Source organism: Streptomyces sp. NPDC050388 (assembly GCF_040655635.1).
Taxonomy (GTDB): Bacteria; Actinomycetota; Actinomycetes; order Streptomycetales; family Streptomycetaceae; genus Streptomyces.
This window is the reverse complement of sequence record NZ_JBFAKH010000033.1, coordinates 68,853-88,486: the sequence shown is the minus strand read 5'-3', so window position 1 is coordinate 88,486 and position 19,634 is coordinate 68,853. Positions and strand designations below refer to the sequence as shown.

Genomic DNA, 19,634 nt, shown 5'->3' with positions numbered 1-19,634 from the left:
GGAGCGCCGGGACGACATCCATGACGCCTTCCTGCAGTTGGCTGTCTGCCTCATCCTGCACCGGCGCGTCCGAGCACTCTGTTAGGACCTCTAAGGAGGTCATGGTGCCGGAGGCGGCCGAGCGCGGCCGGGTACCGCTGGAACGGGCCGCCGGCCTGTCAGGGGTGACCGGACGCCTGGCCTCCACCGTCGGCCTGGCGTCCGGCGGCGCCCTGGTGGCGCTGCTCGGTCCCCTGACAACGCTGACCGCCGACGCGGGCTGCTTCGCTCTCGGTTCGGTGGTCACCGCGCTGTCCCTGCCTCGCGGCACGGGGCGCGCCGCCACCGCACCGCCCTCGCCGGCCGGTTCGCCGGAAGCAGGCTGCTGGCGACGGTTCGCGGCGGGCTTCACGTTCTTCCACGGTGACCTGTTGCTGCTGACGGTCGCTTTCATGGCCGCCGTCACCGACCTGCTGGACACGGCGTTCAACTCGGTGCTCGTGCCGGTCCGGGCCGACGAGTCCGGGAACGGGCCCGGTGCGATCGGCCTGTTGGGGAGCGTCCAGGAAATCGCCGCGGCGTACGCGCACCGGCTGCGGCGTCGGCTGGTGTTCTTCACCGGGTTCCCGCTCGCCGGGGCACCGAGATTCCTGGTCCTCGCCCACGACGCGCCGAGGGGGCGGTACTGGCCGTGTCCGCCCTCGGCGGTTTCGGCGTCGGCTTCGTCACCCCGGTGCTGGGAGCCGTGCTCTTCGAACGGATCCCCCGCCGGATGCCGGGCAGGGTCAAAGCGCTCACCACGTCACTGGCCTGGGCCGGCATGCCACCGGGCGGGCTGATCGCCGGGGCGGCGGTGGCTTCGGCCGGGCTCGTGCCGGTGCTGCTCGGTGGAGGGGCCGCGCCCTTCCACACCACGAATCCGGCCGGCCTGAGGCCGGAATGGCGTCAGATGGACCGTGCGGGCGGGCCCGGCACCGGGGAACCTCAGTCTGAGAAGCCACGTTCTCCGGTTCGTTCTCCGGAGAGGAAACGCCGCTGATCGGCACTCGGGAGGGAGCGTTGGGCAGGCCTTGCACCTGCATCTCCCCACGGGGAGTGGGGCGTCTTGCCTTGGACCACCAACGCGTGAGAACCGCCGGACGCTGCCACGGCGTCTTCACGCTGCACGCTGGCCCGGTCCGCGCGGCGGTTCGCAACCGAGGTACGCCGATGGGGTGCCGCTGCGGTTTCGGGGGCCGCCGACGGGTGGTGGCGGGGCGAGGGCGCCGGGGCGTCAGGAGCCCGTCGCCCGAGGAGCGTTTCCCTGCCCGCCGGGTACCCCACCCGGGTACCCGGCGGGCAGGGTGTCCTGGTGGGTCCCGTCTGGTCGGAGTCGCCCGGTGGTGCGACGCTGGGGTGGAGAGGTGTCCGAGGACGGGGATCCGGGAGGCGAAGCGATGGGACGCGACGTCCCGGCGTTGGTGTTCACCCGTGAGGACCGCCGCCGGTACCGGATCAAGATGCAGGAGTGCCTCGACACGTTCGCACAGATGCTGCGCGAGGCACGGTTCGAGTCCGAGCGGCCCCAGGTGGGGCTGGAGATCGAGCTGAACCTGGTCGACGAGCGGGCGGAGCCGGTGATGCGCAACCTCGACGCGCTCGAAGTGATCGCGGACCCCGCCTGGTCCACGGAGCTGGGCCGGTTCAACCTGGAGATCAACGTGCCGCCCCGACATCTGACGGCGGGCGGCCCGGACTCCTGGGAGTCCGAGATCCGCGCCGCGCTGAATCACGCGGAGCGACGCGCGAAGTCGGTCGGCACCCATCTGATCATGACCGGTATTCTGCCGACGCTGCGGCAGGAGGACGTGGGTGAGTCGGCGCTGTCGGAGAACCCGCGCTACCGGCTGCTCAACGACCAGATCTTCGCGGCCCGGGGCGAGGACCTGCACATCGAGGTGGACGGCGTCGACCGGCTGCGGACCTACGCGGACACGATCACCCCCGAGGCCGCGTGCACCAGCACCCAGTTCCACCTCCAGGTGTACCCGGAGCAGTTCGCCGACTACTGGAACGCGGCGCAGGCGATCGCGGGGGTGCAGATCGGGCTGGCGGCCAACTCACCGTTCCTGTTCGGCAAGGAACTGTGGCACGAGACACGGATCCCGCTGTTCGAGCAGGCCACCGACACCCGCCCGCAGGAGATCAAGGTGCAGGGGGTGCGTCCCCGGGTCTGGTTCGGGGAGCGGTGGATCAACAGTGTCTTCGACCTCTTCGAGGAGAACCTGCGGTACTTCCCGGCGCTGCTCCCCCTGTGTGACGAGCAGGATCCCGCCGAGACGCTGGACCGCGGCGACATCCCCGAACTGGGCGAGCTGACCTTGCACAACGGCACCATCTACCGCTGGAACCGCCCGGTCTACGCCATCGCGCACGACAAGCCGCACGTCCGGGTGGAGAACCGGGTGCTGCCGGCCGGCCCCACCGTGGCCGACACGCTGGCCAACGGCGCCTTCTACTACGGGCTCACCCGTGCCCTGGTGGAGGAGGAGCGGCCCGTGTGGTCGCGGATGTCGTTCTCGGCCGCCGAGGAGAACCTGCACACCGCGGCACGGCACGGCATCGAGGCACGGCTGTACTGGCCCGGGATGGGCGAGGTGCCGGTGCCCGAGCTCGTGCTGCGGCGGCTGCTGCCGCTGGCGCACCGCGGGCTGGAGCTCTCCGGGATGGACGAGGTCTGGCGGGAGCCGCTGCTCGGCATCATCGAGCAGCGGTGCGTCACCGGGCGCAACGGGGCGGTGTGGCAGAAGGAGATGTTCCACCACATCGACGCCTCGGCCCACTGCGGCCGCCATGAGGCCCTGCGGCGGATGACGCAGGTGTACATCGACTACATGCACCTCAACGCCCCGGTGCACACCTGGCCCGTCGACTGACGCGGGCTCGGCACCCCCACGGCCGGCTGGAGCGGTGAGCCGTCGGTGCCGTCAGCCGTCGGTGGCCCGGCCGAGGACCCCGGACACCTCCCGGCGCATCACGTCCCGGGCTGCCGGGGGGAGCGAACCGAGATCCGTGCGGTCCAGGGCATCCAGCACCTCGTCCGGGCCGGCCGTGAACTGCGTGCTCCCGCCGTTCACCTCGTAGCCGTCACGGACGGCGACGCGGACACGGCGCCGTCCGTCCCCCTCGGCGTGCACGGCGGTGGCGACGACGAGCGGCGGCGGTCCGCCCACCTCGCCGGGCGCCTTGTGGTACCCGCTCGTCACGGGGGCGCGCCAGCGCAGGCTGAGCAGCAGGTGACGCTTGGCCACCACCTCGCCCAGATCGGTCTCGTAGGTCCCGTCCCGGTCCAGCACGGTGGCGCGCGCGTCCAGGACGAGCGCCGCCGGCAGCAGGCAGCGCAGGGTGCTGCCCACGATGTTGCCGCCGACCGTGGCCGTGCGGCGCACGGCGCCGGTGCCCACGGTGGCGGCCGCGCCGCGCAGGACCTCCGGCACCCGCTCGTCGATCCGGTGCAGCAGAACGGCCGCGCCCAGGGTCTCGCGCTCGAGCACATTGGCCTCCGGGAGGCTGCGCAGGGACATCGCCTGCTCGGGGAAGCCGTCCCGCTGCCAGAGTGCCCACACGAGGGTGGCCCCGCCGATGGGCACCGCTCCCTCGGCCATGCAGTTCTGTGCTTCGGACAGGGACGTGGGCAGACGCAACAGCACGGCGGTCGACCTGCTTTCCTCTGCTTCGGCGGAAGGAACCGGGCACTCCGCACATGATCACGGACACTGCATTCTCCGTACGGCCACGGGGGCGCGTACAGGGCTCACGCATGCACCGTGTGCGGCGGAGGTACGCCCAGCGAGAGGCAGCACGGCAAAGCAACCTGTCCCGGCTCCGGACCGTCCCACACAACGCATGCCTCACCCACCGCTCACCACACCGCTTGCCCCACCGACGAACGAACGGACAGATGAACGCCGCGACGCTGCTGGACGTCCTGCTCGATGCCGCCCACCGCTCCCCCGACCAGGTGATCGTCCATGTCCGGGGGGACGGCGGTGAGGTGGCCGTCACCTTCCGGGAACTGGTGGACCGGGCACTGCGCGTCGCGGGCGGTCTGCGCGCGGCACATGTCGCGCCGGGCACCTGCGTCCCGGTGCTCGCGGAGGACAGCGCGGACTTCCAGCCCCTGTTCTGGGGCGTGCTCGCGGCCGGTTCGGTACCGGTGCCGCTGGCGCCGGACGCGCGGCGGGTCCGGCCGGTGTGGGAGCACCTCGGCCGTCCCCCGGTCGTCGTGGACGCGGCCTGCGCGCCGGTGGCCGCCGAACTCCCCGGCGGCGCCGAGGTCCTGCGGCTGGACGCACTGCGGGCGTGCCCGCCCCTGGCCGTTCCCGCCGAAGCGACCCCGGACGGACTGGCCTTCCTGCAGTTCTCGTCGGGCAGCACGGGTGCGCCCAAGGGCGTGGAGCTGACCCACGCGGCCGTCCTGGCGAACCTGCGGCAGCTGACCGAGGCTTCCGCCCTCACGGAACACGACGTGGTGGTCAGCTGGATGCCGTACTTCCACGACATGGGCCTGATCGGCACGCATCTGGCACCGCTGGCCGCGCGGGCCAAGCAGGTGAAGATCGGTCCCCTGTCGTTCGCGAAGAATCCCCGGCTGTGGTTCGACGTGGCCGCCGCGCATAGCGCCACGATCCTGTCGGCGGCCAACTTCGCGCTGGCCCTGACCCTCCGCCGGGTTCCCGCCGAGGTGTTCGCCGGGCTGGACCTGAGCACGGTGCGGCTGATCCTGGTGGGGGCCGAGCCGATATCGGCGACGGTGTGGCGGGACTTCACCGCCAGGACCCGGGCGGCGGGGCTGGATCCGCGGGCGGCGACGCCGGTGTACGGGCTGGCCGAGGCGACGTTGGCCGTCGCGTTCCCGCCGCTGGGCGAGGTGGCCGTGCCGGTGGCCGTGGAGCGCGCCGCGCTCAGCCGGGGCCGTGTGGTGGAACGGGAACCCGGCGGTGACGCCGTGGAGTTGATGGATGTCGGCGTACCGGTGCCGGGGTGCTCGGTGCGCATCACCGACGGCGGGGGCCGGGTGCTGGGCGACCGGTGGGTGGGGCACATCGAGGTGAGCGGTCCGCAGATCGCACGCGGCTACCACGGTCTGCCGGACGCGACGGCGCGGGCCTTCGCGGACGGCTGGCTGCGCACCGGCGACCTGGGTTTCCTCCGGGACGGCAGGCTGTGCGTCAGCGGTCGGCACAAGGACGTCCTGTTCGTCAACGGCCGTACGTTCCACGCCCCGGACCTGGAGGAGGTGGCGGCCGGTACGGCGGGGGTGCCGGCCGGTACGACGGTGGTGGTCGGGTCGACCGACCCGGTGGGCGGCGGGGAGCGGGTGGTGGTGTTCGTCGCCTGGGCTCGACCGCCGCGTACCGCGTCCGAGGTGCTGGACCGGGTCGCACGTCGGGTCCGCGCGGCGCTGGGCCACGACGACGTACGGGTGCTCGCGCTGCCGCCGTCCGCCTTCCCCCGCACGACGAGCGGAAAGGTGCGGCGGCAGCGCATGCGTTCCCGGTTCGAGGCGGGGGCGTACCGGCCGTCGGCGCGTTCCGGTGCGGTGCCCGGCGATCCGGTGGAACGGCCGCGGCCGTCGTCCGCGGGGCCGGGGTCGGCGCCCCGTTCCCGCGGGGAGGTCCGGCGTGCGGTGCGTGAGGCGTGGGCCGGGGCCCTGGGGCTGCCGCAGGCGTCGTTCGGGGACCGGGAGCGGTTCGCCGAGCTGGGCGGTACCTCGATCAGGGCCATGGAGGCGCTCGCCGGGCTGGAACGGTCCCTCGGTGTCGCTCTGGGGCCGGCGGTGATGCGCAACGACACGGTCGCCACGCTCACCGACCACCTCATGGACGTCGTCGGGACGGATGCCGTGGAGGGCACGTCCGCCGGGAGGGAGGCCGTGGCGTACGGACAGGAGGGGGCGTCCGCCGCGGGCCGTGCGGACGGTGTGTCCGCGACCGCCGTGGTGGGGCTGGCCTGCCGGTTTCCCGGGGCCGACACGCCGGAGGAGTTCTGGGACCTGCTCACCGGCGGGCGAGACGCCGTCTCCGCGGTGCCTTTGGGCCGCTGGAGCGCGCACCGCCGTACGGGACCGGAGCAGCCGGCGCGTTGGGGGGCCTTCCTCGACGATCCCGCCGCCTTCGACGCCGGCCACTTCGGCATCGGTGACGAGGAGGCGCGCACGCTGGATCCGCAGGCGCGTGTCTTCCTCGAACTCGCCCACGAGGCACTGGAACGCGCCGGGTACGCGGGGCCCCGGCGGCGGGGCCTGCGGACCGGGGTCTTCGCCGCCGTCGGCGACAGCGGCTACCGGCAACTCCTCGCCGAGGCGGGCGCCGCGGGCGCTTCCGCGGACGCGACGGCCCTGACCGGCAACCTTCCCAACCTGGTCGCCGCGCGCGTGGCACACTGCCTCGACCTGGACGGCCCGGCGCTGGCCGTGGACACCGCGTGCTCCTCGGGCCTGGTGGCGCTGCATCTGGCCCGGCGCAGTCTCGCGGACGGCGAGTGCGACGTGGCGGTCGTCGGCGGGGTCAACCTGCACCTCACCGCCTCCGCACACCAGGCCCTGGAGGCGGCCAAGGCCCTGTCACCGACCGGGCGCAGCCGTGCCTTCAGCACCGCGGCCGACGGGTTCGTACCGGGTGAGGGCGGCGCGGTCCTCGTCCTGCGGCGCCTCGAGGAGGCCCAGCGGGACGACGACGTGGTCCTGGCCCTCGTACGCGGTACCGCGGTGAACAACGACGGCACGTCGCTGAGTCTGATGGCGCCCAACCCGCTGCGGCAACGCGAGGTGATCGGCCGGGCCTACACGTGCTGCGGCGTCGACCCGGCGTCGGTCTCGTACGTCGAGGCCCACGGGACGGGCACCGCCGTGGGGGATCCGATCGAACTGCGGTCCCTCGCCCATGCCTTCCCGGCCCGCCCGGACGGCCGGCCCCGGCTGCTCGGCTCGGTGAAGACCAACGTCGGGCACCTGCTGAACGCGGCGGCGCTGCCCTCCCTGGTGAAGGTGGTCCTGGCCCTCGGGCACGGGCGGCTGCCGGCCTCCCTGCATCACGCACCGGTCTCCCCCGCAGTCGAGCGGTCCGGGTTCGCCCTGGTCACCGAGGTGACGGCCTGGGAGTCGTCCGGGCCGCACAGGGCGGGGATCAATGCCTTCGGCTTCGGCGGCACCAACGCGCACGCCGTACTGGAGCAGGCGCCGCCTTCCCGTGCGCTGCCGCCGGGCGGGGATGCCCGGGGCCCGAACCTGCTCACCCTGTCGGCAAGCAGCGCCGCCGGGCTCGACGCGTGGACGGCGCGGGTCTCGGAGCAGTTGCGTGACCACCCGGAGTTCACGGAGGGCGACGTCTGTCTGACGGCGGGCACCGCACGCGACGAACGGCCGCACCGGCTCGCCGTCGTGGCCGCCGGCGACCTGCGTGAGCAACTCGCCTCGGTGCGCGCCGCCGACGGGGCACCCGTGCCGGGCGCGGTCGCCGGGACGGTGACGCACCGGCCCCGGACCGTCTTCGTCCTGCCCGGTCAGGGCGGCCTGCGACCGGGACAGGGGCGGGAGTTGTACGACACTGCACCCGTGTACCGCACGACGCTCGACGAGGCCTCGGCGCTGGTGGGGGCCGTGCACGGGCGGGAGCTGACGGGCTGGTGCGTCGACGGCGGAGTCGACGCCTCCTCGCTGGCCGCGACCGAGGTGGCGCAGCCGCTTCTGGTGGCGCACGGCGTCGCGCTCGCCCGGCAGTTGACGGCCTGGGGGGTGCGGCCCGACGCGGTGGTCGGGCACAGCGTCGGTGAACTGGCGGCCGCCTGCGTCGGCGGCATGCTGTCGTTGTCCGAGGCGGTGCTGTTCGCCGCGGAACGAGGGCGGCTGATGGGCGGTTCGACCGCGCCGGGTGCCATGGCGGCGGTGCGGGGCGCCGACGAACGGGCGGTGGAGGACCTGGTGGCGGCCTCCCCCGGTGACCTCGCGGTAGCGGCGTACAACGGTCCCGGCCGACTGGTGATCTCCGGCACCCCCGACGCGGTGCGGCAGGCGTCGGAACTGCTCACCGCGCAGGGCGCGACAGTCCGTGCGCTGCGGGTGCCGCGCGCCTTCCACTCGCCGCTGATGACGCCGGTCGCACCCGGGGTGAGCGATGCGGCGCGCAGGCTGCTGAGCCCCTCGGTGCCCGCGCTCGCGGTGATGAGCACGCTCACCGCCGAGTGGCAGCCGCTCCTGGACCCGGACCACCTGCGCGAACACGCGCTGCGGCCGGTCCTGTTCGGCCGGGCCGTGGACCGTCTGCTGGACGAGGGCTACGACACGTTCGTGGAACTCGGCCCGGGTGAGAACCTCGCGGGTCCCATCCGTGCGGTGGCCGCCCGCCGCCGGGGGCACCCCGGCGGCGGCCATGACGGCGCTCATGACGGCGCCCTCGTGGTGTCCGCCCCCGTACAGCGGCCCGGCACCGGGGCCGCGCCGGGCGGGGCACGGGAGTTGATGGAGACGGTGGCGCGGCTGTGGGTGCGCGGGGTGCCGCTGGACCGTACGGCGCTCGACGCGGGCCACCGCAGAGTGCGGTTGCCGCCGTACCCGTACCAGCGGCGCAGGCACTGGCCCGAGCCCGATGCGCGCGGACTGCTGCACCGCGTCGGCTGGCGGCCCGCGCCCCTGCCGGGCGACGGTCTTCCCGGCCCCGTGCTGGTGACCGGCGCGGACCCGGTGGCGGTGCGCCGCCTGGCGGACGGGTTCGCCGCCGTCGGCGTGCGGGCCGTCACGGCCGACGACGGTGAGATCCGTCCGCAGGCGGTGGTCCTCCTCGGCGGGCCGGCCCGGCCGGACCCGGCGGAGGGTCTCGAAGGGGACCTGCGGCAGGCCGTCGCGGCGTTCCAGGACGCCCTCGCCCTGCTCGACCGGTCCGGAGCCCGCCGCCTGCTGGTCGTGACCGAGGACGCGCACGTCACCGGGCACGGTGTGGAGCACGCGGTGCCCGGGCAGGCGGTCCTGGGCGGTCTGGCACTCGCCGTGCCGGAGGAGTCGGCCGGGGTGGTCGCGAACTGGATCGACCTCTCGTCCCACGACGCACCCGGCTCCCCCGACTCCCCCGACGGCGAGCGGCTGCTCCGTGCCCTGGCCGCCGAGTTGACGGCGCCGCAGGCGGCAGGAGCCGTGGCCTGGAGGGGAGGGCAGCGCCTCGTACGGTCCGTCGCGCCGGAAGCGGCGGGAGCGGCGGGCAAGCCGGTCTGCGAGGACCGGCTGCCGGTCGACGGTGCGTACCTCGTCACGGGCGGTGCCGGAGGCATCGGGTCCGCACTGGCCCGGGACCTGGCGGGCCGGGGCCGGCCGGTCCTGGTGCTGGCGGGACGGTCCCCGAACCCGCCCTCGGGTCTGCTGGAAGAGCTCACCGGCCTCGGTGCCGACGCACGCTACGTCACGGCCGACCTCACGGCGCCCGACGACGTGGAGCGGCTCGTCCGCGTGCTGCCGCCGCTGGATGCCGTGTTCCACGCGGCGGGCGTGGTACGGCCCGGCAGCCTGCGCGGGACGGGCGTGCGGGAGACGGTGGACGCGCTGGGGGCAAAGACCCTGGGCACGGTCCTGCTGGCCGACGCGTTGCAGCGGCACGGGCAGCGTCCGGGGGTGTGTGTCGCGTTCTCGTCGGTCTCGTCGGTGCTGCCCGGCCTGGCCGGTGCGCTGGGCGGTTACGCGGCGGCCAACGCCTTCCTCGACTCCTTCGCCGGAGCAGAGCGCCTGGCGGGCCGGCCCTGGCTGTCGGTGAACCTGGGCCCGTTCGCCGAGACGGGCCTCGCGGTCGCCGCGGGCCTCGGAGCACTCGACGGTGCCGGGAGCCGCACGGCCGTCGCGGGCGGCGGAGGCCGGCCCCTGGCCACCGCGCCCGCGCTGGCCGCGTTGCGCACGGCGTGCGGCACCGACGCCGCTCAGCTGGTCCTCGCCGACCTGGCGCCGGCGCCACGGCCTGCCGCCGTGCCGCAGCGTCCCGCACGGCCCACGGCCGTCGAGAGGACCAACGACACGGACGACGCCGGCCGACGCCGGTCCGCGGTGCCCTCGGACACCGCCGTCGTGCTGCGGGAACTGCTGGCGCAGTCGCTCGGTGTCCCGGCGTCCGCCGTCGACGACGACACACCGTTCCTGCGGCTCGGCCTGGACTCGCTGGGCGCCGTCGACCTGGTCAAGCGGCTGGAGCGGAGGCTGGGGCGGCGACTGCCCACCACGCTCTTCTTCGAGCACCGGACGGTGCGTGAACTCACCGCCCACCTGGAGGACCACACCGGTGAACCCTCCGCACCGGCCGCGAACGGGCCCGGGCCGGATGACGGGCCCGGTGCCGGGAACAAGCTGCCCTTCGCCCTGACGCCCGTGCAGCTCGCGCTGTACACCAGCAGCAGGCTGCACCCGGACGTCCCGGCACGGGGGCATCTGCGCCTGACGGTCCGCGGCCCGCTCGACACCGGTCTGCTCGGCCGGGCGCTGGCGGCGCTGGCCGAACGGCACGGCATGCTGCGGCTGCGGGTGGCCGACGTACCTGAACCGGGCGGGCTGCCGACGCAGCGCACGGCGCCGCCGGTGCCGCTGTCGGACTGGTACGAGGTGCGCGACGGCGCCGCCGACGAGGTGGACGCTGTCGAAACGGCCGTGTGCAACCAGCCGTTCGACCTGGCGGCGCTGCCGCCGATCCGGGCCGTACTGCTCCGCCGGGAGCCGGCGCTCGCCCATCTGCTGCTGGTGGTGCACCACGTGGCGGTGGACGGCTACAGCCTGAACCTCCTCGCCGAGGAACTGTGGAACACGTACACCGCTCTGTACCACGGCGAGTGTCCGCAACAGTCGCTCGCGGCCCCGGACTTCGCGCAGTACGCGTCGAGTCTGCCGTCGTCCGAGTCCGCTGAGCGGCGTGCCGACCGGCGCTACTGGTCCGAGCGCCTCGCCGCCCATGACGAACCGCTGCGGCTGCCGTACGACAGTGCTCCCGACGCGCCCCCGTCCGGCCCGTCCGGCCCGATCGTGCAGCACTACGGCGAGCTCGACGCGGAGTTCACCGCCGGCCTGGAACAGTTGGCCGCCGCGCACGGCATCTCCCTGTTCCACCTGCTGCTCGCCGCGTATGTGCGCTGCCTGGCCCGGTGGTCGAAGGGCCGGGACGTCGCCGTGAACGTGGCCAGGGCCCGTCGCGAGGACCGCTTCGAGGGTGTGGAGCGGTTGGTCGGCCCGCTCGCCGACACCCTTCCCCTGCTGTGCCGAACGGCTGACGACGAGGGGATCCTGCCCCTGGCGGAGCGGTTGCGCCGGACCTGGCTGCAGGGCGAACGGCACGCGGGGCTGAGCAGTCTGGACCTGGCCGCGCTGCTTCCCGGTGCCGCGCCCGGTACCGGATCCGGCCCCCGGACGGTGAGCCCGGCGGGCTTCAGCTTCGCCCGTTTCCCGGTGAGCTCGGCCGCGGACTGCCCGGTGGAGGTACGGGCGACGGCGGCCGGCACCGGGTCGGCCGCGACCCGGCTGAGTCTGCTGTGCTGGGCGGACGGCCCGCTCCTGCGCTGGTCGTGGAACTTCCCGGAGCCGCTGTTCCGGCGGGCCACCGTGGCACGACTGGACCGGGAGTTCCGCGCCGAACTGGCCGCGGTGCCGGGCACACCGCCGTCGCCCGGCCCGGCGGCACCGTCGCCGGATGCCGGCGCCGTTCACCCGGTGCCGTCCCCGGTGCCGTCCCCGCTGGTCGCGCGGCTGCTCGACCGGTTCCGGGACCGGCCCGACGCGGTCGCGGTGGACGCCACTGCCACCGCGGACGTCGCGGGTGCGTCGCTCAGCTACGGGGCGCTCGATCGCGCCTCCGCTCTGCTCGCCGCGCGCCTGCGCGCCCTCGGCGTACGGCCGGGTGATCTGGTGGGCCTGCTCACCGAGCCGGGTGCCGACACCGTCGTCGGTGTGGTGGGCATCCTGCGCGCGGGAGCCGGCTGGGTCCCGCTCGACCCGGAGCATCCCGTCGCGCGCCTGGCCGACCAACTGGTCCGCACGGGCACCACCACCGTGGTGTGCCACGCCCCCACCCGGCAGACCGCCGACGCGCTCACGGCCGTACGGGCGGTTCCCGTCCTCGGGGACGCACCGGTGGACGGCGGCGTTCCCGTGACCGTACCGGAGCCTCCTGCCGCGCCGCCCGGTGCCGGGGCGATCGCCTATGTCATCTTCACCTCCGGTTCCACGGGACGGCCCAAGGCGGTACCGATCACCCACCGGGCGATGGAGAACTACCTCGACTGGGCGGTCGCCGCCTTCGGCTACGGTGCCGGCGACCGCCTCGCGCAGACCGCGTCGCCCTGCTTCGACGCCTCGGTGCGCCAGTTGCTCGCCCCTCTCCTGGTCGGCGGCACCGTGGTGCCGGTGCCGCGGGCCCTGCTGCGGGATCCCGAACTGCTGCTCACGCACGTGGAGCGGGCGCGGGTGACCGTGTGGAGTTCCGTGCCGACGCTGTGGGAACAGTTGCTGTCCGCCGCCGAGGCGAGGGTACGGAGCGGGACGGGTCTGCCGGACCTGACCGCGCTGCGATGGGTCCATGTCGGCGGGGAGACACTGCCCGTGGATCACGTGCGCCGCTGGTTCGACCTGTTCGGGACCGGCGCGCGCATCGCCAATCTGTACGGGCCCACCGAGTCGACCGTCAACGCCACCTGTCACGTCATCGACTCCCGCCCCGGCGACGAGGTGCGGCAGTTGCCGATCGGACGCCCCGTGGCCGGAACCGACCTGGAGGTGGTCCGCGCCGACGGCACCTCCTGCGAGCCGGACGAGCCGGGTGAACTGCTCATCGCGGGCGCCGGTCTGACCCCCGGTTACCTGGATGAACCGGAGCTGACCGGGCGGGCGTTCACCCTGCGGGCGGGGCGGCGCTGGTACCGCAGCGGAGACCGGGTCCGCCGGTCGGCCGACGGCACCGTGGAGTTCCTGGGCCGGATCGACGACCAGGTGAAGATCCGTGGGAACCGGGTGGAGCCGGGAGAGGTCGAAGCGGCGCTCCAGGAATGTCCCGGCGTCGCACGGGCGGTGGTGATCGCGCGTGAGGGGCGGTTGCTCGCCTTCGTCACCCCCCGGGCCGCGGCGGACCGGCCGGACACCCGGAAGGTGCGCCGGTACCTGGCCGGTCTCCTGCCGTCGTACATGCTCCCGGCCCGGATCACCTGCCTCGACGCGCTGCCCCTCACGGGCACCGGCAAGGTGGACCGCCTCGCGCTGGCCGACCCGTCCCCCGGCTCCGGCGCGACGGCGGCCCAGGACGGTGTCCCCGCCGATTCGGCGTTGCCGGACGGTGCCGGGACTCCCCCGGCCACAGCGACCGAACGACGCATGGCGGAGATCTGGTCCGACGTGCTCCAGGTGGCCTCGGCACGCCGGGAGGACGACTTCTTCGATCTGGGCGGTGACTCGCTGCTCGTCCTGAGGGTGTTCTCCCGGCTCGCGGAGCTCGAAGCGCCGCTGCCCCGGCCGACCGTGATCTACCGTCATCGCACCCTCGCGGCACTCTCCGCGGCCGTCGACGCCGTCGCGGTGGAGCCGCGTTCTGCTGCCCCTGCCCCTTCTCCTTCCCCGGCCGCGGACGACCGCACGGCCCCGTTCCCCGTCACGCCCGGTCAGCGCGGTTTCCTCCTCGCGGAGGCCCTCGCGCCGGGCGGTGGTACCTGGCTGGCGCGGCTTCGGCTGTCCGGACCGCTGGACCCCGATGTCTTCCAGGCCGCGGTCGACCTGCTGGTGGAACGTCACGGCATGCTGCGCACCGTCTTCCCGGCCGGTGCCCGTCCGCCCGTCCAGCAGGAACTGCCGCCCTCGCTGCGTCTGCCGGTCGCCTTCACGACGGTCGCGACCCCTGCCGAAGTGGACGAACGGGCCGCGGCCGAGGCCGCACGGCGCCTCGAGCCCTGGGCCTGGCCGCTGGTGCGGCTCCAGGTGCTGAGCCTGGCCCCGGAGGAGCACGTCCTGCTGGTGCACGCGCACCATGTCATCGGCGACGGATACAGTGCGGCGCTGCTGATGCAGGAACTGACCGAGGTGTACGACCGGCTGACCGGCGGCGGCGACGCGCCCCCGCTCCCGCCGCCACGCGGCGACTTCCGTGACCACGTCCGGTCCTCGACGCAGGCCGGGCACCAGGCAGGTGCCGCCGGGCGGGCCCGGGCGCGGCGCCGGGCCCGGGTGTGCGCCCCGTACCGACCGCCGGTGCTGCGGACCACCGTCAGCGGCAACGGCGAGGAGGAGCCGACCGGGGCCTGCAGCGACGTCATGTTCCGCTCCGCGGAGTTCACCCTCGGAGCCTCCCCGACGGCGGCACTGCGCGCACTCGCCGCCCGCGCGCGGACCACCCTCTACGCGCCGCTGCTGACCGCCTACTACCAGGAGCTCACGGCGCTGACCGGCCGACCTGACCTGATCGTGGGGCTGGCGGTGAGCGGCCGGGACGGAAAGCTGCCCGACGCGCACCGGGTCTTCGGCCCGTTCGCCACGGCCGTACCCGTACGGCCGGCCTCCGCCCACACCTCCGCCTCCCCCTCCGGCGGACCCCTCTCCGAAGGGGACTTCGACGGCGCGCTCCGCCGCGTCGCAGCGGAGGCGGAGGAGGCACGCGCCCATGAGGACGTGATCCCCCGGAGTACCGACGGGCTTCCCCTGACCTCGCAGTTCTTCTTCACCTTCCTCGACTTCTCCGCGCTGGCTCCCGCGGACGGCGGGACGCTGCGGTTGTCGTGGGAGTCGGGCGACAGCACGTTCCTGCCGCCCTCTGCCACGACGGACGTGTTCATGGCGGTACGGCCCGACGCGGACGGGGTGCGGGTCACGGTCCGGGGCTCGGCGGCGGCGTTCGCACCGGGCACGCTCGACCGTTTCGCCGAATCGGTGCGCCGGCGTCTCATCCGGGCCGCCTCAGGTGGCGGTGGCGTGCCGGAGCGGCCCGGAACACCCCGGCCCGCGCCGCGCCCCTCCGGTTCGGGTGGCCGCCATGGGCCCGGGACGCGGGACACGATGGACGCGGCCCTGGTCGGCTACCTGCCCGCACCCGGTCATCTGGCGCGCCTGGCGGGTCTGCCCGTGTCGGCACTGCCGCGGGCCGAGCTGCGCGACCTGCTGTTCCCCGACGGCGTCCCGCGTCTGCTGGAGACGGTCCGTACGCCGCTGGGCCGGTCCGGTTTCGTCTGCGTTCCGCTCTTCGCCGACGAACTCACGGCGGGCAGCGGGCTGGTGGGGCACGCGGTCCGTGCCGTGTCGCTCGCCGCCGCGCAGGGAGCGCGCTGTGTGTCCCTGGCGGGGATGATTCCGTCGCTGACCGGCTACGGCTTCGACGTGCTGCGGTCCGGAAGTCGTCCGGCGGCCGTGACGACGGGGCACGCGGCGACGGTGGTGGCGGTGGTCAGGACGGTGCACGCGGCGCTCGGCGCCACGGGCCGGGATCTCTCGGATCTCGACGTGGCGTTCGCCGGAATGGGTTCGATCGGCGCCTCCTCCCTGGAGCTGCTGCTGTCCCTGGCCGCCCGGCCTCCCCGACGTCTGCTGCTGTGCGACGTGCGGGGCAGCGGGCCACGACTGGCCGCGCTGGGACGGCGGTTGCGGGAACGTGGACTGGTCGGTGCGGGCGGCGTCGAGGTGGCGGAGTCGGATCGGGTGCTGCCGGACGCGGTCCACGGGGCGGACCTGCTGGTGACGGCGGTGAGCGGCGCCACCGCGGTGCTCGACGTCGACCGGCTGCGGCCGGGGGCCATCGTGGTCGACGACTCCTTCCCGCACTGCTTCGACACCGAGCGGGCCCTCGCACGCATGCGGGAACACGACGACGTGCTGGTGCTGGGCGGCGGGCTGCTGCACGTCGGCCGCACCGACCGGGAGGTCGCCGAGGACCTGCCGGCCGTGGCGGCGGCCGGCTATCTCGCCCAGCCCTGGATCGAGGGCACCCTGGCGTCCTGCCGCGCCGAGTCCCTGCTGCACGCGGCCGGCCACGGACTGCCGCTGGTGCACGGCCTGGTGGACGCCGGGGTGGCCCTGGCCTACTGGGACGCCGTGGAACGGGCCGGGGTGTCGGCCGCCCCCCTGCACCTGCTCGGTCACACCGTCGGAGGCGCTCCGGCGGTGTGACCGAAGGGACCTGAGCGGCCCTCAGACTCCGAATTCCGTCGGTGAGAGGTTCAGGGCCGCGCAGGCCTCACGGATGGCGTACTGCTCGGACGCCTCGAAGGTGCCGTCGGCACCGGCGATGACCATGCCGGTCTGGACGACCGCGCGTGCCTCGACGGGCTTCTTCGCCGCCTTGGCGATGTCCTGCAACGCCCGCGCCCTGCCCGCCTCGAAGTCGGCCACGAGCTGGTCCACGTGGTCGTTGAACCGCTTGCGGAGCTGCTCCGGCGGGAAGTTCTGCAGGACGTCGTTGGAGACGATCAGCTCCTCCACGCGCTGCCGCTCCGCCGGATCCACCCGCCCGTCAGCGGCCGCGACCAGCGCGCACATCGCCATGCTGGCGTCCCGGTAGGCGCCGCTCTTGAGCTCCGCCTTCGCCGAAGCGAGCTGGGACTTCAGCAAGCCCATCAGCTGGGCCTTGGAGCCGCCGGAGGACGAACCGCGCGCAGGGCCGCCGGCCGGTGCCGGTCCGGGGTTCCCGTACTGCCCGCCTCCCGCCCGCGTGCCCTGGGACTGTTGCAGCGCCCTGGCCTGGTCCTTGACACGGTCCCACATCGCCACTGGTTCCACCTCGGCTTCTGTTGCTGTCTCTCCGGTACCGGTCGTCAGTCCCGGATCTCGCGGTCCGACCGGTCAACGGACGCGGTGGCGACCGTGTTCCCACACAACAAAAGAAAGGTAAAAATACTTAGAGTGGTCCAACGCGTCGCGTTCAGGCTTCGGCACGGTCCGCGGACTCGGGGGCCGCCGCCCTCTCGCCGGGGTTGCCCGCTGCGGCGGTGCGCCGTTCGTACCGCAGCGCCGCACCGGTCGCGACCGCGCCGAGGCCCTCCCACACACCGACGCCGATGAACGCCTCGGGCGCTCGCCCGGTGAACACGGCGACCGTGAACACCGTGCACGTCAGCAGCCGGAACGGCACCGTCCACCGGAAGAAGGCCCGCCAGTCGGCGAGCGCCGCCAGTATGTAGTACACGCCCATGTTGAACGCCGCCATGGAGGACGCCGTCACGAAGGCCGGCGTGAGGTCGCCGCTGCCGCCCCGCCCGCCCGGGGCCGCGAGGCCCAGCAGCGACAACTGCGCGGCCGGCGCGATCAGGCCCACCGCGCCCAGCGCGGCGGCGAGTGCTCCGAAGACGGCCATGGTCCAGCCCGAGGCTGAGCGGGGAGTGCGCATCCGGCGAGCGTAGTGGTCGGCGGGACCGCCACCGGGGTCGCGGTCCCGCCGGAGCCGGTCGGGGATCAGCCCACCGTCCACTTCTGGTTCGCGGCGCCCGTGCAGGTCCAGATCTGCAGCCGGGTGGCGTTGGCCGCGTTGTTACCGGTCACGTCCAGGCACTTGTCGGCCTGGGGGTTGACGATGTCGCGGGCGCCGGTGACGACCCACCTCTGGGCCGCGGTGCCGTTGCAGTCCCACAGCTGGACGGGGGTGCCGTCCGCCGTGCCGCCCGAAGCGACGTCCAGGCACTTGCCGAGCGCCCGGATCGTGCCGTCGCCGCCCACCGACCACCGCTGGGCGGAGGTGCCGTTGCAGTCGTAGAGCTGCACCGGGGTGCCGTTGGCCGTGTTCGCCCCGGCGACGTCGACGCACTTGCCCGCCAGACCGCGGATCGCGCCGCCGGCCGGCGCGTCACTCGTCGTCACCGACACGTGGTCGACCACGAGTTGCTGCGGGAAGACGGTCGAGCCGTCCGGGTCCCCGGGCCAGTAGCCGCCCACCGCCAGGTTGAGGATGAGGAAGTACGGCTTGTTGAACACCCAGGCCCGCCCGCCCAGGTCGGCGGGGGTGCGCCGCTGGTAGACGTTTCCGTCCACGGACCAGGTGATCGAGTTCGGCGCCCAGTCGACGGCGAAGGTGTGGAAGCCGTCCGCGAACGCCTGGCCGCCGGGCAGCGTGTAGCCGGCACCGATGCCGCCCGAGCCGGAGTAACCGGGGCCGTGGAGGGTGCCGTGGACGGTGGAGGGCTCGAAGCCGACGTTCTCCATGATGTCGATCTCGCCCGAGTCCGGCCAGTTGACCGGCGTGCCCAGCATCCAGAAGGCGGGCCACATGCCCTGACCGCGTGGAACCTTCATCCGCGCCTCGACGTGTCCGTACTGCGCGGTGAACTTTCCGGAGGTGTTCAGTCGGGCCGAGGTGTACTGGCACGTGCCGTACCAGCACTGGTAGTTGACCGGGTTCTCCTTGCGGGCGGTGATCACCAGGTGGCCCTGGCCGTCCAGGGCGGCGTTCTTGTTGCCGGACGTGTAGTACTGCCGCTCGTGGTTGTTGACGTTGTCGCCGGTCTCGATGTGCCACTTCGAGGAGTCGACCGCCGCGCCGGCGGGCCCGTCGAAGTTGTCCGAGAACGTCACGGCCGCGGGAGCCGCGGCGCCGACCGCCGCCGCGGCGGCGGTGCTGTCCACCGGTTCCGCCCGGGCGGTCCCGACGGCGGCGGAGGCGACCAGGGCTGCGGACAGGGCGGCGATCAGCCATCTGCGGAGCATGCGCGGAGAGGACATGGCTCTCCCTTCCGTGCGGCGGCCCGTACACACGGGTGCGCCGACCGAGGTTGTGGGGGGGTAAGTGCGTCGCCCCTTGATTTAAGGAGTGAGCCAAGAGGGCGTCAATACTTTGGTACGGACCAGTGATTCACCGCCATGCCCCGGTGTGACGCGGACGGGAACCGCGCACCGCCTGCGCGAGAGAACGACAGCACACCGCCGTCGAACATCAAGTGGCCGTAACTTCGGCACGAGACTCCGCAACCGCCTCCCGTACGAGAGCGGTCCGGCCCGGTGGGCCGTACCGGGCGAGGACAGCGCCTGACGTCATGAGCCGCTGCCGGAGGGTGTACTGGCCGGCCTCACTCGGACCTTCCGCTACCGAATCACCGACGGGGCCGCCCGATTCGTCTTCCGCGCGGACGACATCGGCGAGGAGGCCCGACGGCGTCCCGCCGCTGTCGCGCACGCCTTTCCCACCGCACGCACCGGAGCGGCGAAGGGGTGCGCTACATTTTGCTCGCCCTTGACCGCGATCACTCACGATCCCTCACGCTACGGAGCCGGTAACCCCATGAGCGACATCGTCGACGGACTCGGCCGGGCCACCGCCTACGGCGCGCTCGGTCTCGTCCTGCTGGTCCTCGGGATCGTCCTGGTCGACCTGCTGACGCCGGGGAAGCTCGGCCGGCAGATATGGCAGGAGCGCAACCGTAACGCCGCCCTGGTGCTCAGCTCCGCGCTGCTCGGCATCGGCGGCATCGTGTTCACATCCATCTGGACGACGTACGAGGACTTCGGCAAGGGGCTGGTGTCGACCGCGGCGTTCGGTCTGCTGGGGCTGGTGATGATGGCCGTGGCGTTCCTGGTGGTGGACCTCATCACGCCGGGGCGTCTGGGCGCCACGCTGGTCGAGCCGGAGCCGCACCCCGCGGTCTGGGTGACGGCGTCCTGCAACCTCGCGGTGTCCGCCGTCGTTTCGGCCTCCATCGCTTGACGGCGC

Annotated in this window: 7 protein-coding genes and 1 pseudogene; 4 read left to right on the top strand and 4 right to left on the bottom strand. The window is 73.7% G+C overall.

Annotated features, from left to right (window positions below; translation table 11 throughout):
• Positions 1–89: 89 nt before the first annotated feature.
• Both AB0I73_RS20575 and AB0I73_RS20570 read left to right on the top strand, forming a co-directional pair.
• Positions 90–1,018: pseudogene (locus tag AB0I73_RS20575) on the top strand (MFS transporter); the annotation flags it as partial.
• A gap of 397 nt (positions 1,019–1,415) precedes the next feature.
• Positions 1,416–2,894 (top strand): glutamate--cysteine ligase, encoded by a 1,479-nt coding sequence (locus AB0I73_RS20570; protein WP_363039299.1) that lies wholly within the window; start codon positions 1,416–1,418, stop codon positions 2,892–2,894.
• A 51-nt stretch (positions 2,895–2,945) separates the two neighbouring features.
• On the opposite strand, the gene AB0I73_RS20565 is transcribed toward AB0I73_RS20570, so the two are convergent.
• Positions 2,946–3,668, bottom strand: coding sequence for an FAD binding domain-containing protein (locus tag AB0I73_RS20565; RefSeq protein WP_363039297.1), 723 nt, complete (start codon positions 3,666–3,668; stop codon positions 2,946–2,948).
• 251 nt (positions 3,669–3,919) lie between these two features.
• On the opposite strand from AB0I73_RS20565, the gene AB0I73_RS20560 reads away from it, so the two are divergent.
• Positions 3,920–16,108: an amino acid adenylation domain-containing protein gene (locus AB0I73_RS20560; RefSeq protein WP_363039295.1), complete on the top strand. Its 12,189-nt coding sequence runs from the start codon at positions 3,920–3,922 to the stop codon at positions 16,106–16,108.
• 21 nt (positions 16,109–16,129) lie between these two features.
• Here AB0I73_RS20560 and AB0I73_RS20555 read toward each other — a convergent pair whose 3' ends face one another.
• The 3 genes from AB0I73_RS20555 to AB0I73_RS20545 all read right to left on the bottom strand — a co-directional run bounded on the left by AB0I73_RS20555 (position 16,130) and on the right by AB0I73_RS20545 (position 18,649).
• Positions 16,130–16,708: a TerB family tellurite resistance protein gene (locus AB0I73_RS20555; protein ID WP_363039293.1), complete on the bottom strand. Its 579-nt coding sequence runs from the start codon at positions 16,706–16,708 to the stop codon at positions 16,130–16,132.
• 151 nt (positions 16,709–16,859) lie between these two features.
• Entirely contained in the window at positions 16,860–17,324 is a 465-nt protein-coding gene (locus tag AB0I73_RS20550) for a hypothetical protein (protein WP_363039291.1), read from the bottom strand.
• A 65-nt stretch (positions 17,325–17,389) separates the two neighbouring features.
• Entirely contained in the window at positions 17,390–18,649 is a 1,260-nt protein-coding gene (locus tag AB0I73_RS20545) for a lectin (protein WP_363039289.1), read from the bottom strand.
• Positions 18,650–19,205: 556 nt separating this feature from the next.
• On the opposite strand from AB0I73_RS20545, the gene AB0I73_RS20540 reads away from it, so the two are divergent.
• Positions 19,206–19,628 (top strand): DUF350 domain-containing protein, encoded by a 423-nt coding sequence (locus tag AB0I73_RS20540; RefSeq protein ID WP_363039287.1) that lies wholly within the window; start codon positions 19,206–19,208, stop codon positions 19,626–19,628.
• Positions 19,629–19,634: the final 6 nt, after the last annotated feature.

What these genes read in the sequence shown, in the direction of transcription:
- AB0I73_RS20545 (WP_363039289.1), bottom strand. Translation starts at nt 18,649, where the DNA reads ATGTCCTCTCCGCGCATGCTCCGCAGATGGCTGATCGCCGCCCTGTCC.
- AB0I73_RS20550 (WP_363039291.1), bottom strand. Translation starts at nt 17,324, where the DNA reads ATGCGCACTCCCCGCTCAGCCTCGGGCTGGACCATGGCCGTCTTCGGA.
- AB0I73_RS20560 (WP_363039295.1), top strand. Translation starts at nt 3,920, where the DNA reads ATGAACGCCGCGACGCTGCTGGACGTCCTGCTCGATGCCGCCCACCGC.
- AB0I73_RS20570 (WP_363039299.1), top strand. Translation starts at nt 1,416, where the DNA reads ATGGGACGCGACGTCCCGGCGTTGGTGTTCACCCGTGAGGACCGCCGC.
- AB0I73_RS20540 (WP_363039287.1), top strand. Translation starts at nt 19,206, where the DNA reads ATGAGCGACATCGTCGACGGACTCGGCCGGGCCACCGCCTACGGCGCG.